Origin of the sequence: Pseudomonas sp. HMSC057H01 (genome assembly GCF_001836405.1) — a bacterium.
GTDB lineage: Bacteria > Pseudomonadota > Gammaproteobacteria > Pseudomonadales > Pseudomonadaceae > Pseudomonas > Pseudomonas aeruginosa.
In genome coordinates, this window is the sequence record NZ_KV828460.1 from 92571 (window position 1) to 105785 (window position 13215).

Annotated in this window: 10 protein-coding genes; 7 read left to right on the plus strand and 3 right to left on the minus strand. The window is 64.7% G+C overall.

Features of this window, described 5'->3' with window-relative positions; translation table 11 throughout:
* Positions 1 to 53: 53 nt before the first annotated feature.
* Together HMPREF2581_RS13640 and HMPREF2581_RS13645 are read right to left on the minus strand one after the other, a co-directional pair.
* Positions 54 to 401, minus strand: a complete 348-nt coding sequence (locus HMPREF2581_RS13640; protein ID WP_003140016.1) for a hypothetical protein — start codon at positions 399 to 401, stop codon at positions 54 to 56.
* 64 nt (positions 402 to 465) lie between these two features.
* The gene (locus tag HMPREF2581_RS13645) at positions 466 to 1269 is read right to left on the minus strand and encodes a phosphoadenylyl-sulfate reductase (protein WP_003120317.1); all 804 of its coding nucleotides are present in this window, start codon (positions 1267 to 1269) and stop codon (positions 466 to 468) included.
* A gap of 134 nt (positions 1270 to 1403) precedes the next feature.
* On the opposite strand from HMPREF2581_RS13645, the gene thrH reads away from it, so the two are divergent.
* A complete protein-coding gene (gene thrH / locus HMPREF2581_RS13650; protein ID WP_003140014.1) occupies positions 1404 to 2021 on the plus strand; it encodes a bifunctional phosphoserine phosphatase/homoserine phosphotransferase ThrH in 618 nt (205 codons plus the stop codon).
* Positions 2022 to 2063: 42 nt separating this feature from the next.
* Here the strand turns inward: thrH and pabB are convergent, their stop codons facing one another.
* The gene (gene pabB / locus HMPREF2581_RS13655; RefSeq protein WP_003140013.1) at positions 2064 to 3425 is read right to left on the minus strand and encodes an aminodeoxychorismate synthase component I; all 1362 of its coding nucleotides are present in this window, start codon (positions 3423 to 3425) and stop codon (positions 2064 to 2066) included.
* Between the two features lie 164 nt (positions 3426 to 3589).
* Between pabB and HMPREF2581_RS13660 the strand changes: the two genes are divergently transcribed.
* From HMPREF2581_RS13660 to HMPREF2581_RS13685, 6 genes are all read left to right on the plus strand, one after another.
* Positions 3590 to 6295 carry a winged helix-turn-helix domain-containing protein gene (locus HMPREF2581_RS13660; protein ID WP_003120314.1) on the plus strand — a complete coding sequence of 902 codons (2706 nt, stop codon included), beginning with the start codon at positions 3590 to 3592 and terminating at the stop codon, positions 6293 to 6295.
* Positions 6296 to 6297: 2 nt separating this feature from the next.
* Entirely contained in the window at positions 6298 to 9021 is a 2724-nt protein-coding gene (locus HMPREF2581_RS13665) for a winged helix-turn-helix domain-containing protein (RefSeq protein ID WP_004355294.1), read from the plus strand.
* Positions 9022 to 9252: 231 nt separating this feature from the next.
* A complete protein-coding gene (locus tag HMPREF2581_RS13670; protein ID WP_003098074.1) occupies positions 9253 to 9690 on the plus strand; it encodes a DUF6160 family protein in 438 nt (145 codons plus the stop codon).
* Positions 9691 to 9768: 78 nt separating this feature from the next.
* Positions 9769 to 10530 (plus strand): C39 family peptidase, encoded by a 762-nt coding sequence (locus HMPREF2581_RS13675; protein ID WP_003098072.1) that lies wholly within the window; start codon positions 9769 to 9771, stop codon positions 10528 to 10530.
* 40 nt (positions 10531 to 10570) lie between these two features.
* On the plus strand, positions 10571 to 11596 hold the full coding sequence (locus tag HMPREF2581_RS13680) for a transporter (RefSeq protein WP_003120313.1): 1026 nt from the start codon (positions 10571 to 10573) through the stop codon (positions 11594 to 11596).
* 19 nt (positions 11597 to 11615) lie between these two features.
* Complete coding sequence (locus HMPREF2581_RS13685; RefSeq protein WP_003132834.1) at positions 11616 to 13214, plus strand: outer membrane protein transport protein; 1599 nt, start codon at positions 11616 to 11618, stop codon at positions 13212 to 13214.
* Position 13215 lies beyond the last annotated feature (1 nt).

Consider the following 13215-nt stretch of genomic DNA (forward strand, 5'->3'; position numbering starts at 1 on the left):
CCTCGGCCCATGAAAAAGCCCGGCCTGGTGCCGGGCTTTTTCATGGCTGGCCCTCAGAGCATGTCGAGATTGTCGCGTCCGGCCAGCCTGGCCAGCGCTTCACGATCAGCGTCCGCGGCCTGCTCGGCTCGCGGTTCGAGGACTTCATGGAGGAAGCTCATGAACACGGTGTAGACCTGTTCGCGCCCGTCGTCGTGGCGAACCACGAAGAACGGCGCGGTCTCTACGCCATATTGGGCGGCGACCATCCAGCCTGCGCTGTTCGGGTCGCGTTCGTCGGCCACCAGGGTGCGATGGATGCGCGGCAGGTAGCCGCCTTGTTCCAGGCGTTGCCGGACTTCCTTGCACTTGCGGCAGTCCTCGCCGGTGGCGAGGACTTTCTTGACCATGGTGATGCGCATGCTGGGTCTCCGCTCGGGGTTCGACCCGCACTTTACCCCGATTGCATACGCTCTATCGACGGTTTCAGGCCTTGCTGATCAGGTTGCCGGCGTGCAGCCCGCACTCCTTGTGGGTGGCTTCCTCCCACCACCAGCGGCCCTCGCGCTCGTGCTGGTTGGGCAGCACCGGACGGGTGCAGGGTTCGCAGCCGATGCTGATATAGCCGCGTTCGTGCAGGCTGTTGTAGGGCAGTTCGAGCATGCGGATATAGCCCCAGACTTCCTCGCTGGTCATGGACGACAGCGGGTTGAACTTGTACAGCGGCTTTTCTGGCGTGGAAAAGGCACCGTCGATTTCCAGCACCGCCACCTGGCTGCGCGTGCCGGGGCTCTGGTCGCGGCGTTGGCCGGTGGCCCAGGCGCGCACGCCGGCGAGCTTGCGCTTGAGCGGTTCGATCTTGCGGATGCCGCAGCACTCGCCGTGGCCGTCCCGGTAGAAGCTGAACAGGCCCTTTTCCTTCACCAGGGGTTCGAGCAGGCGCGGGTCGGGGGAAAGCACGTCGATGGCGATGCCGTAGTGTTCGCGGACCTGGTCGATGAAACGATAGGTTTCCGGGTGCAGGCGACCGGTGTCGAGGCTGAACACCTTCACGTTGCGGTTGAGCTTCCAGGCCATGTCTACCAGGACGACGTCCTCGGCGCCGCTGAAGGAGATCCACAGCTCGTCGCCGAAGTGCTCGAAGGCGGCTTTCAGGATGTCCTGGGGGGATTTGTCGGCAAGGCTGGAAGCGAGGGCGGGAAGGTCGAAAGGCTGGCTCATCGGGCTGGGGTCCTGGTGCTGGGCGGCGCTGTTGCGCTCTGTGGCGGGAATGGTAGCAAAGGGCGGCATATGGCCCTAAATAACCATTTACCCCTGTCGACCTTGATTCCAGGAATAAGCCGGCGTTGCCTTGCCCTCGGCGAGGGGCTAGAGTGCCGCGTCCGTCGTCACCCCATCGTTCAGAGAATTTCGAGGAGAGTCCTGTGGAAATTGCCTGTCTTGACCTGGAAGGCGTGCTGGTTCCGGAAATCTGGATCGCGTTCGCGGAAAAAACCGGTATCGACGCCTTGAAGGCGACCACCCGGGACATTCCGGACTACGACGTGCTGATGAAGCAGCGCCTGCGCATTCTCGACGAACATGGCCTGAAGCTGGGCGATATCCAGGAGGTGATCGCCACCCTGAAGCCGCTGGAGGGGGCGGTGGAATTCGTCGACTGGCTGCGCGAGCGCTTCCAGGTGGTGATCCTCTCCGACACCTTCTACGAGTTCTCCCAGCCGCTGATGCGCCAGCTGGGCTTCCCGACCCTGTTGTGCCACAAGCTGGAGATCGACGACAGCGACCGGGTGGTCGGCTATCGATTGCGCCAGAAGGATCCCAAGCGGCAGTCGGTGATCGCCTTCAAGAGCCTCTACTACCGGGTGATCGCCGCAGGCGACTCCTACAACGACACCACCATGCTTTCCGAGGCCCACGCCGGCATCCTGTTCCATGCCCCGGAAAACGTGATCCGCGAGTTTCCCCAGTTCCCCGCGGTGCATACCTACGAAGACCTCAAGCGCGAGTTCCTCAAGGCTTCCAGCCGTTCGCTGAGCCTGTAGCCGCGCCGCCGATGAAAGAGCCCGCGGAACGCGGGCTCTTTTCTATTCCGGGGACGCTGTCCCGGCCATTCCTTCCAGGGTTTCCAGCAGCACCCGGACCTTGTCCAGGGTTTCCTGGTACTCGTCCTCCCAGTGCGAGTCGGCGACGATGCCGCCGCCGCCCCAGCAACTGACCTGGCCGTCCCTGACCAGCAGGGTGCGGATGGCGATCGAGCTGTCCATCTCGCCGCGCACGTCGAGGTAGAACAGGCTGCCGCAGTAGATGCCGCGTCGGCTCGGTTCCAGCTCGTCGATGATCTGCATGGCGCGAATCTTCGGCGCGCCGGTGATCGAGCCGCCGGGGAAGCTGCCTTCCAGCAGGTCGAGGGCGTCCTTGCCCGGCGCCAGTTCGCCGGTGACGCTGCTCACCAGGTGATGCACGTTGGGATAGCTTTCCAGGGCAAACAGCTCCGGTACCCGTACGCTGCCAGGTTGGCAACTGCGTCCGATGTCGTTGCGCAGCAGGTCGACGATCATCAGGTTTTCCGCGCGGTCCTTGGGGCTGGCCAGCAGCGACGCCGCCAGCGCCATGTCCTCCTCGGGCGTCTTGCCGCGCGGGCGGGTGCCCTTGATCGGCCGGGTTTCCACCTTGCCCTTGCCGAGCTTGAGGAAGCGCTCCGGCGACAGGCTGAGGATCGCGCCGTCGGCCAGTCGCAGGTAGCCGGAGAACGGCGTCGGGCAGGCCTCGCGCAGGGCGCGATAGGCCGGCCACGGCGAGCCGCTGCAAGCGGCCTGGAAGCGCTGGCTATAGTTCACCTGGTAGCAGTCGCCTGCCTGGATGTAGTCCTGGATGCGGCGGATCGCCTGCCGATAGTCGGATGCGCTGATGCTCCGTCGGAATTTTCCCAGAAGCTTGAAGTTGCCGGCCGTGCCTTGCGTTTCCTCGCTGAACAGGGCGATCAGGCGCTGGCGTTCGCGCTCGTCCAATCGCGGGTGGAATACCAGTTGGCTGGTGCCGGCCTGGTGGTCGCTGATCAGCGCCCAGGCATACAGGCCGACGGAGGCCAGCGGCAGGCCCAGGTCATCGCGGGCGTGTTCGCCGATGCGCTCGATGCGCCGACCCAGGTCGTAGGATAAATAGCCCAGCAGACCGCCGGCGAAGGGCAGTTCGTACGGCGCTGGCAGCTGCGCGGGGCCCAGGCTTCCGGCCGCTTCGCGTAGGCGGGCGAAGAAGCGGTTGGCCGATTCGTCGGGCAGCGGCGCCAGTTCTGCCAATGGCCAGGCGCTCATAAGGTCATAGCGTCCACGGGTAGCGATGGGGCGACCCGAATCGAGCATCACCGCACCGGGCGCCTCATGGATGATGGCAAAGAGACAGCTTGGGTCGCTATGGTAGGGCAGGGGGTGAACATGACAACTGGGCATGGAAAGTGGGGGTAGTGGGACAGTCAGGAATTCTAGTTCGCCGGAATCGTCGATCCTAGAGCCATTTCTTCAGTTTACGTAAGAAGGGTGATCTGCTAATTATGGAAATATCCCACGGAGATTTGGCTCCGTACCACAATGATAATGACACAGGGATACAGGCCGTGGATGCAGTACAGGATCCAGCAGCCGGCAGCCTTTCGCGCTCCAGAATAGTGCCGCCTCAGGTGCCAGCCGAATATTCTCTTCGCCCCGCGATCCGCAACCTGCTGGATCGCAATCCCCATTCACGCGTTCTGATGTTTTCCGCACCTGCCGGCTTCGGCAAGACCTGCGCGCTCGCCGCCCTGGCCAGGGAGCGCACTGTAGCAGACCAGGCGGTGGCCTGGCTGTCGCTGGCCGAAGAAGACGACGACCCCGCCCGTTTCTGCCGGCAGCTGATCGAGGCGTTGGGCGAAGCCGTGCCGCAGCTTGGCGACGACGCCCAGACCTACCTGCAGAACACCATGCGGGTCCCGGTGGTGGCGGTGATCGAAAGCCTGCTCGGCGATCTCGATCGCTATGCGCGGCCGTTGCTGCTGGTGCTGGACGACCTGCACCTGGTTAGCAACCCGGACATCTTCACCGGCCTCAACCGCCTGGTGCAGTACGCACCGCCCGGGCTGGTCCTGGCCCTGGGCACGCGTTCGCAGCCGGCGCTGAGCCTGGCTACCTGGCGGGCCAAGGGACTGTTGCTGGAAATCGGCCTCGAGGAGCTGCGCCTCGGCTTCGAGGAAACCCGCGAATACCTCGAACGCAGCGGTCTCTATCTGGACGAGCCCTGCCTGAAGGCGCTCTATGGCCAGACCGAAGGCTGGGTGGTGGGCGTGCATCTCGTCAGCCTGTGGCTGCGCCAGCAACCGCAGGTGCAGGAAATGGCCCTGCTCGACGGCGACAAGCAGGCGGTCAGCGCCTATCTGCTGGCGGCGGTCTTCGAACGCTTGCCTGGCGACCTGCAGGAAGCGCTGCTGGCCCTTGGCGTTGCCAGCCAATTGAGCGGCGACCTGGCCAACGCCCTGACCGGGCGCCAGGACGGCCAGGCGCTGCTGGAGCGCCTGGAGTCCATGCAATTGTTCCTCCTGCCGCTGGATCGCGAACGCCAGTGGTATCGCTTCCACCTGCTGTTCGCCGACTTCCTCCGCAACCGCCTGCGCGACTCCGATCCGGACCGTTTCAAGCAACTGCATTTCAACGCCAGCCTGTGGTTCACCAACCACCACATGCCGACGTTCGCCATCGAGCATGCCTGTGCGGCGGAAGACCCGGAGATGATCGCCGCGCTGGTCGACGGATGCGGACTGGAGCTGATCAACCGCGGCCAGCTCAGCCTGATCTACCGTTGGCGCAAGCATGTGCCGGACGAAATCGCCGAGCGCTATCCGATCCTGGTCCTTACCGATGTCTGGTCGCGGGCCAGCGACCTCAGCCTGGGCGAGGCCAACCGGATCATCGACGAACTGCTGGCGCGCTGGGGGGAGAGCCGCGGCGACGGGCCGATGGGCGACCAGTACCTCTCCGCGCTGGCGGTGAAGGCGGTGGTGGCGTTGCAGAAGGACGATCTGGAACTGTGCATCGCCCTGGCTCGCCGGGTCGAGGTCCAGCTCGGGCAGAACGCTGCCTTCCTCGAAGTGGCGGTGTTGATCACCGCCGCGCTGGCCCAGGTGGTCCGTGGCCAGGGCGACCAGGCGCGGCGCCTGCTGGGATTGGCGCAGCAGCGCAATCATTTCCTCGAAGGGCGCTACCTGGACATGCAACTGGCCAACGTCGAGGTGATCCTCGCACTTGAGCAGGGCCAGGTGAAGCAGGCGCAACTGCTCATCGAGCGGCTCCGCCAGCGTGCCCGGCCGCTGTTCGAGAAGTCCAGGAGCGCGCTGGCGCTGCCGACCATCACCGAGGCCCTGACCGCCTACTACAGGATCGAGCTGGACGGGCTGGAAGAGCGCCTGGGCTGGGCGCTCGGGCATGTGGATGTGATCAATCCGATCGATTTCTATGCCCAGGGGCAGATCTGCCTGGCGCGCACCCAGCGCCTGCTGGGACGGCCGAAGGAGGCGCTGGCCAGCCTGGCGGCGATGCAGGCCCTGGCCTCGCGCAATCAGTCGTGGCGCTTCTTCGCCCAGGCCATGGCCGAAGAGATCAACCTGATCCTCCAGGACAGCGGCCCCGACCGCCTGAAGCGCGCCGAGCAGCGGTTGAAGAGCGTGGACTGGAACAAGATGGCGGCACACTACCGCAACATGGCCTTCAACCCGGTCAACTGGTCGCTGGGCGTGAGCCGCGTGCGCCTGTTGCAGGGGCGAGGACATTTCAGCGAGGCGCTGCACGAGATCACTCAGTTGCGCGGCACCTTGCAGCCCGGTTGGCACGGCCTGCAGCGCCTGCGCCTGGATATCCTGGCGGCGCTCAGCTATCAGCGCCTGGGCTACCAGGAACGGGCCAACAGCCTGCTCGGCGAATGCCTGATCAATGCCGAACGGGAAGGGGTGCGCAGCCTCTTCATCGAGGAAGGCGACGGCATTCGCCAGTTGCTCCAGCAACTCGAATCCACCGAGCGCCAGCCGGCGCTACAGACCTTCATTCGCGGCCTGCTCGGCATCTGGCCCGGGCAGGGCGTGCGCAAGCCCCAGGATGCGCTCGAGGAAGGCCTGACGGAGCGCGAGCGCGAAGTGGTCTGCCTGGCCGCACAGGGCCTATCCAACGAAGAAATCGGCCAGCGCCTGTCGCTGGCCCTGGGGACCGTCAAATGGCATCTGCACAACATCTACGAAAAGCTCAAGGTGCGCAATCGCACCCAGGCGATCCGGCGAGCCCGCGAGCTGAGCCTGCTCTGACCATGGGCCATCGCGACGGGGTTCCCGCCAGCACCATTCCGCTGTTGCAGACCAAGCTGTTCCCGCCAAGCGCCGGAGGGCTGCCGCTGCTGCCCCGCCAGGCGCTGATCGACCGCCTGTACGAGGCCCGCGGGCGACGCGCGATGGTGCTCAGCGCGCCGGCCGGCTTCGGCAAGAGCACCATCCTCTGCCAGTTGCGCCTGCGCCTGCTGGAGCAGGGCGCGGCGGTGGCATGGCTGTCCTGCGACGAGACCGACAGCGAACCGCAGCGTCTGATCCAGTACCTGCTGGCGAGCATCCAGCGAGTGGTCCCGGCATTCGGCGGCAATACCGCCAATCTGCTCGGCACCGACGTCGCGGTGCCGCTGGAGGGTATCCTGGATGCCTTCCTCGCCGACCTGCGTCGCCTGGAAGGCCCCTTGTACCTGTTCCTCGACGATTTCCACCGCATCCGCCACGCCGCCTTGCCGCATGGGGTTCGCTACCTGATCGAGAACCTGCCCGATCACGTGCGGGTGGTGGCCTCGACCCGCTTCCGCCCGCGCTTCCTGGTCGACGAGCCGACCCTCAAGCCCTGGACCTTCTGCCTGAGCGCGGAAGACCTGCGACTTTCGCGCGAGGAGAGCGATGCGTTTCTCCTCGATCTCAAGGGGCTGGAGCTGGGCGAGCGTGAGCTGAAGCTGCTGTTCAAGCGCACCGAAGGCTGGATCACGGCGTTGCACCTGGCGGCCCTGGCCCTCAGTCGCAATACCGACCGGGAAGGTTTCCTCCGCGGGCTCTCCGGGACCGAACGGAACATCGCCGACTACCTGGCGGAAGACGTGCTGGCCAGCCTGCCCGCCGACCTGCAGCTGTTCCTCGACCAGACCTCGGTGCTCGACGAGTTCAATGCGGAACTGTGCAATGCGCTGACCGGACGTCGCGACGGCCTGGACATGCTCATGCGCCTGCAGAACGAGCAGTTGTTCGTCATCGCCCTGGACGACCAGCGCGAATGGTTCCGCTACCACCATCTGTTCGCCGAGTTCCTCCAGGGGCGGCTGTCCCGGCATGCCGATCCGACCCCGTTGCTGCATGCGGCGGCGCGCTGGTGCGAGGGGCGCGACCTGGCCGACCGGGCGATCAAGTACGCCCTTCGCGCCCGCGACTACCTGTTCGCCGCCGAGTTGCTGGAGCGCCAGGGCGCGCGCCTGATCGCCGGTAACCGGGTGTACGGCATCCTCGGCATGCTCAACGGCATTCCCGCCGAGGTGATCCGCGAGCATCCGGTGTTCCAGATCTTCTACGCCTGGCAACTGGCGTTCGAGCAACGCTTCGCCGAGGCCGAGGCGTTGATCGAGGAGGTCAGCCACCGCCTCTTGCAGGGGCGCGGCAAGGTCATGCACTTCGGGCTCGGCGAGTTGCTCGCCGCCGCCCAGGTGCTCAAGGCCCTGGTGTTGCTCTACCAGGACAAGCTCGAAGCCTGCCTGAAGGTCGCCCGCCACTGGCTGTCCATGGTTCCGAGCAACCAGCCGGTGTTCCGCGCCAGCCTGCTCTGCGTGCAGGCTTCGGCGCATGCGCTGCTCGGCGACTACGCCGAGGCCGCCGGCGCCATCGGTTCCGCGCGGGAGGACTTGAAAGTCGCCGACAGCGAGTACCTGCAGGTGGTGACCAGCCTGATCGAATCCCTGATCTGCAAGGAGAGTGGCGACCTGGAGCGGGGCAGGGCGATCGCCGAGTCGGCGCGCAACCGGGTCGAGCAGGTATTCGGCCGGCGCAGCCGGGTCGGCGGGCCCTTGTCGCTGGCCTATGCCGACCTGCTCTACGAGCAGGACCGGCATGCCGGCGTGCTCGCCGAACTACCGCTGGCGACGGTCTGGCGGGATGTCGCGACGCCGGTGGAACTGCTCAGTCGCGGCCAGTTGGTCATGGCCAAGGCGCGCTTCTTCTCCGGCGCCGCCGAGCAGGGGCTGGCGCAACTCGACGAATGGCTGAGCGGTCTGCTCTCGCCCGGCTACGAGCGTGTCTATGCTCACGCCATGAGCTGCAAGGTGCAGTTCCTGCTGTGGCTGCGCCGTCCGAACGAAGCCGAACGGGTCTGCCTGCAACTGGAGCGGCATCTTGCCGGGCTCTCCGGCGAGCGGCACGCCGACGCACAGACCGCCCTGGTCCTGGCGGAGGCTCGGCTGGCATTGTCCGAGCGTCACGCGGAACGCGCGCAGAGCAAGCTGGAAAGCTGTCTGGCCGGCTACTCTTCCGCTTACCAGAGGGATCGGCGGCTGCGTTTGTCCTTGTTACTTTCTGTGGCGTATTGGCAGAAAGGTAACAGCGAAAAAGCCATCGGCCTGTTCCTCGCCACGCTCGAGGAAGCCTGGAATCTCGGCTATCGCCGGCTGTTCCAGGACGACGCGTTGTGGCTGTTGCCGATGTGGGAAAGCTGGAGGGAAGCGGAGCCCAAGCGTGCCGCGGCCTGGCAGGGGCTGGCCGACCTGCTCCGCGAGCAGTGCCGGAAGCTCTCCGTGGACCCGGAAAGTTTCGATGAAAATCAGGATGTTAGCCATCGCGAACGGGAAATCCTGCGGCTGGTGGCGGCGGGCTTGTCGAACCGCGATATCGCGCAGGCGGTGCACCTGTCGGAAGCCACCATCAAGTGGCACCTGCACAACCTGTTCGCCAAGCTGGGTGTGAAGAGCAGAACGCAAGCCGTACTAAAGGGTAAAAGCCTGGGACTGCTGAGCGAGGCGTGAGCGGCAGCCGCCATCGCTCCATCCCTTGGATGGGCTGGCGGCGGAAGGGGTGGCCCAGTAGCTTGGAATCCAGGACGAGAGAGCATGAGGCTCTACCGAATCCATGTCCGGGACACCTAGGGAAGCAGTACCGGACCTGGAGACCGGCGAGATGCCGGTCGATCTGCCGGGGACAGGATGCAAACGGCAGTGCCCTGGGGCAAACCACACCTGAACACTGGAGAAATAACAATGAAAAAGCACCTGTTCCTTGCAACTGCTGTTCTGGCTGCTCCCTTGCTGGCGCATGCCGACCTGAAAGCCATGGACGATGGCGCGCTGTCCGACGTGACCGGCCAGGCAGGCATCAGCATTTCCGGTACTTTCCAGGGCTCCGTCGGGGCCGTGACCTACACCGATACCGACACCAACGGCGGCTCCCTGCGGCTGGAGAACATCAGCCTGCCGGCGCTGACCATCGACGATACCAAGCCGCTGACCATCGACGTCGTCACCACCGATATCGGCGGCAAGTCGACCCAGCAATTGGCCATCGGCCTGCCGGCCATCACCGGCGACGTGACCGTTGGCGCCATCAAGGTGGGCGACACCAGCGCCGCCAGCATCGGCTCGCTGACCGTCTCCGGGCTGAACATGGCCGGTTCCACCATCAAGGTCTGGGGTCACTGATCCAGGAACCGAGTCGAGACGCGAAGACCTCGCCGAGGCATCGGCGGGGTCTTTCTCCGAAAGAGGTACGACGGGGCGATGTTCGAGATTTTGCTGGGAAGTCTGATCGGACTGTTCGGGTTCACCCAGACGGTCGATACCAAGCCGCAACCGCAGGGCACGGTCAACCTCAGCCAGCCTCTGACCCCCAATGGACCCTACCGCGAATCGGTGCAACTGGAGCCGATGAGCCAGTTGCAGTTCCGCAACGTCATCCGCCAGGCCTATGACTACAGCTGCGGCTCGGCGGCGCTTACCACGCTGCTGGACTACTACCTCGGGCGCAACCTCGAGGAACGCCAGGTCATGGAAGGGCTGCTGCGCTATGGCGAGGCCGATAAGATCGTGCAGCGCCGCGGTTTCTCGCTGCTCGACATGAAGCGCTACGCCGCTGCGCTGGGCTACAAGAGCGGTGGTTTTCGCGCCGAGTTCAGCGACCTGGACGCTCTCGAGCATCCGGCGCTGGTCCCCATCCACTATGCCGGCTTCAAGCATTTCGTGGTGGTGCGCGATGTCTACAACGATCACGTCTTCGTCGCCGATCCGGCCTTGGGCAACATCAGCTTCACCCGGACGCGCTTCGAGGAAATCTGGGACCAGAACGTCCTGTTCGTGATCTTCCCGAGTGGGCAGGAGCCCCGCAACGCGCTGGCGCTGAACGATCGCGACATGCGCCTGGTGGACGACCGCACCGTCAGCCTGCTGGCGTTCCGCGAGTTTCCGCAGATCAACAAGATCACTGAAAACCAGGTCCGTGAGCTGGGCACTGGTGGCGACGTCATACACCTGCGCACCAAGTAGCAGATACCCAAAAACAAGAACAATCTCTGGGGATAGCGCCATGAGAATCAGGGGGTACACATGCGCGGCGGCGCTGATGCTGTCTATCAGCGGTTTGTCCGTTGCCGAGGAAGCCTCGGTCGACCAGGCCCGTGACGCGCTGGCCAAGAAGAATGACGATGCCGACAGCGCCAAGGCGCTGGAGGAAGTCTTCCAGGCCGCCGAGAAGAGCTACACCTTGCTGAAGAAGGGCGAGCGGACCCTGACCTACGGTTTCGACTACGCGCTGGTGCGCGACCAGCGGCTGACCCTGGTGCCGCTGACCAAGACCAGCGGCGGCACGCAGATCTACGGCCTCGCCGGCCGGCAGAGCCAGTCCCAGCACACCTTCACCAACTCCTTCACCTTCGACTACGGGATCTGGGACAACCTCACCTTCAGTTTCCGCCTGCCGCTGGTAGCCAAGTACGACACCGAGATGGATACCCACGCCTACAGCCTCGGCGACGTTTCCGCGACCTTGCGCTGGCAGCCCTGGGCGGCGGTGCGCGGGCGGCCGGTCACCACGCTGTATACCACCATCGGCCTGCCGACCGGCGACAGTCCCTACAAGACCAACCTGGACAAGGACATCTCCACCGGCAACGGCTACTACAGCCTGGGCTTCGGCGCGAACATGTCCTATGTGATCGACCCGGTGGTCCTCTACGGCTCGCTCGGCTACACCTGGAACCTGCCGGTGGACGACGTGCACCAGACCCTGGCCGACAACTCCCAGCTGGAGAAGGTCTCGCCCGGCAACACGATCAACTTCAACATGGGCATGGCCTACGCGCTGTCCTACGACGTCTCGCTGGCGACTTCGTACCAGATGGCCTACACGCTGAAGAACCGCTACCACACCACTGCCGGTACGTTCGAGTCGTCCGAACAGACCAGTAGCATCATGAACTTCTCGCTCGGCTTGCGGACGTCACCGGACTACATCGTCAACGTCAACGCCGGTTTCGGCCTCACGGAAGACTCGCCGGATGTACTGCTGGGGTTATCCGTACCCCTCGATATCAAAGGGCTGAAGGCCCAGTAACCCGCGAGCGAGGCCTGTTATGAAGATGCGCATTGCGCCGCTCTGGCTGGCGCTGGCAGGGGTGTGCCTGGCCTGGATTCCGCCGGCCGGCGCGCAGATGGCCAACGACCTGACCATCGGCAACCCGAAAGCCATGGCCCTCGGCAACGCCGTGACCGCCGACGAGACCGGCATCGATTCGGTGCACTACAACCCGGCGGCGCTGACCAAGATGAAGGGCCGCCAGGCGACCGTGAAGCTGCTCACCGGGGTAATGGACATCCGCGCCGGCTTCAAGGCGCCGCCGAACTACGGCGAAGGCACCTTCGGCCTGCGCGACGACCCGGTCGCCAACAGCCACAGCCGGACCCTGACCCCGACCATGTACCTGCCCGGCCTCGGCGGCATGACCGACGTGCCGTTGCTGGTGGCGCCGCTGGCCGGGATCTCGATCAACCCGCCGGGTTCCAAGTTCACCTTCGCCACCAACGTCTACACCCCGCAAGCGCTGGGCTACAGCCGCGATTCCGATAGCGATCCGGCGCGCTACCAGGGACGCGAGGTGTCGTTGCAGCGGCTCACCTACTTCTCGCCGACCCTGGCCTACCAGGTCAACGACGAGCTGTCGGTCGGCCTGTCGGTGGGTTTTTCCCACCAGGCAGTAGCGTTGAACGAGGATTTCCGGGCGCCGAACCAGTTGCTCGGGCTGTTGCAGCAGACCAAGGAGATCGGTTGCCTGCCGGGAATGCAGGAGATCCTCGAGGTGTTCTTCAACGTCTGCGGCGGCAACATCGGTCCGTTCCAGAACCTGGCCAATATCGACCTGGACATGCAGCAGTCGCTGTCGCCCAGCTTCAACCTCGGCGTGCTCTGGGAGCCCACCGACTGGTTCGCCTGGGGCGCGACCTACCAGAGCGAGTCGCGGATGAGGCTCAAGGGCAAGTACCGGGTCGACTACGGCCAAGGCTGGCAGGGTTTCTGGACCGGGGTGCACAAGTCGCTCGGTGGTGCGATCCTCGGCCAGATGTTCCCCTACGGGAACGTCGATGAAGAGCATGGCAACGCCACGATGAACATGGTCTACCCGGATGCCTTCTCCACCGGCGTGAAGCTGCGCCCGTTCAAGAAGTGGCAATTCAACTTCGACCTGAAATGGAACGGCTACAGCGACTGGAACGAGTTCAAGATCGAGTTCGACCGCGAGCTTGACCTGCTGCGCATCGCCAAGTACCTCGACTCGAAGGACGCCACCAGCCACAGCATCACCCTCGACCGCGGCTACCGCGATACCTGGAGCTGGGCCATGGGCGTGCAGTACGACGTCAACGACCGTTTGCAGCTACGCGCCGGCTACGAATACCGGCCTTCGGCGATCCCCAAGGGCCAGGCGGACATCCTGGTGCCGATCGGCGATGCCAATCTCTACGGCCTGGGGCTGGGCTACCAGTGGGACAAGGACACGGTGATCGATGTCGGTTTCAACTACTTCGTAACCAAGCAGAGCGTCAAGGCCGATACCAGCTGCAACCTGAACTGCACCGGGCTCGACAACCTGGTGTACAACCCCTACGCGGGACTGGACGTGGACACCACGGTGAAGGCCTATATTTTCGCCATGACCTACCGTACGACCTTCTGAG

Excerpts from the sequence above, each read along its gene's own strand:
- HMPREF2581_RS13640 (WP_003140016.1), bottom strand. The coding sequence starts at position 401 with ATGCGCATCACCATGGTCAAGAAAGTCCTCGCCACCGGCGAGGACTGC.
- HMPREF2581_RS13645 (WP_003120317.1), bottom strand. The coding sequence starts at position 1,269 with ATGCCGCCCTTTGCTACCATTCCCGCCACAGAGCGCAACAGCGCCGCC.
- pabB (WP_003140013.1), bottom strand. The coding sequence starts at position 3,425 with ATGCCCAGTTGTCATGTTCACCCCCTGCCCTACCATAGCGACCCAAGC.
- HMPREF2581_RS13665 (WP_004355294.1), top strand. The coding sequence starts at position 6,298 with ATGGGCCATCGCGACGGGGTTCCCGCCAGCACCATTCCGCTGTTGCAG.
- HMPREF2581_RS13670 (WP_003098074.1), top strand. The coding sequence starts at position 9,253 with ATGAAAAAGCACCTGTTCCTTGCAACTGCTGTTCTGGCTGCTCCCTTG.
- HMPREF2581_RS13675 (WP_003098072.1), top strand. The coding sequence starts at position 9,769 with ATGTTCGAGATTTTGCTGGGAAGTCTGATCGGACTGTTCGGGTTCACC.
- HMPREF2581_RS13680 (WP_003120313.1), top strand. The coding sequence starts at position 10,571 with ATGAGAATCAGGGGGTACACATGCGCGGCGGCGCTGATGCTGTCTATC.
- HMPREF2581_RS13685 (WP_003132834.1), top strand. The coding sequence starts at position 11,616 with ATGAAGATGCGCATTGCGCCGCTCTGGCTGGCGCTGGCAGGGGTGTGC.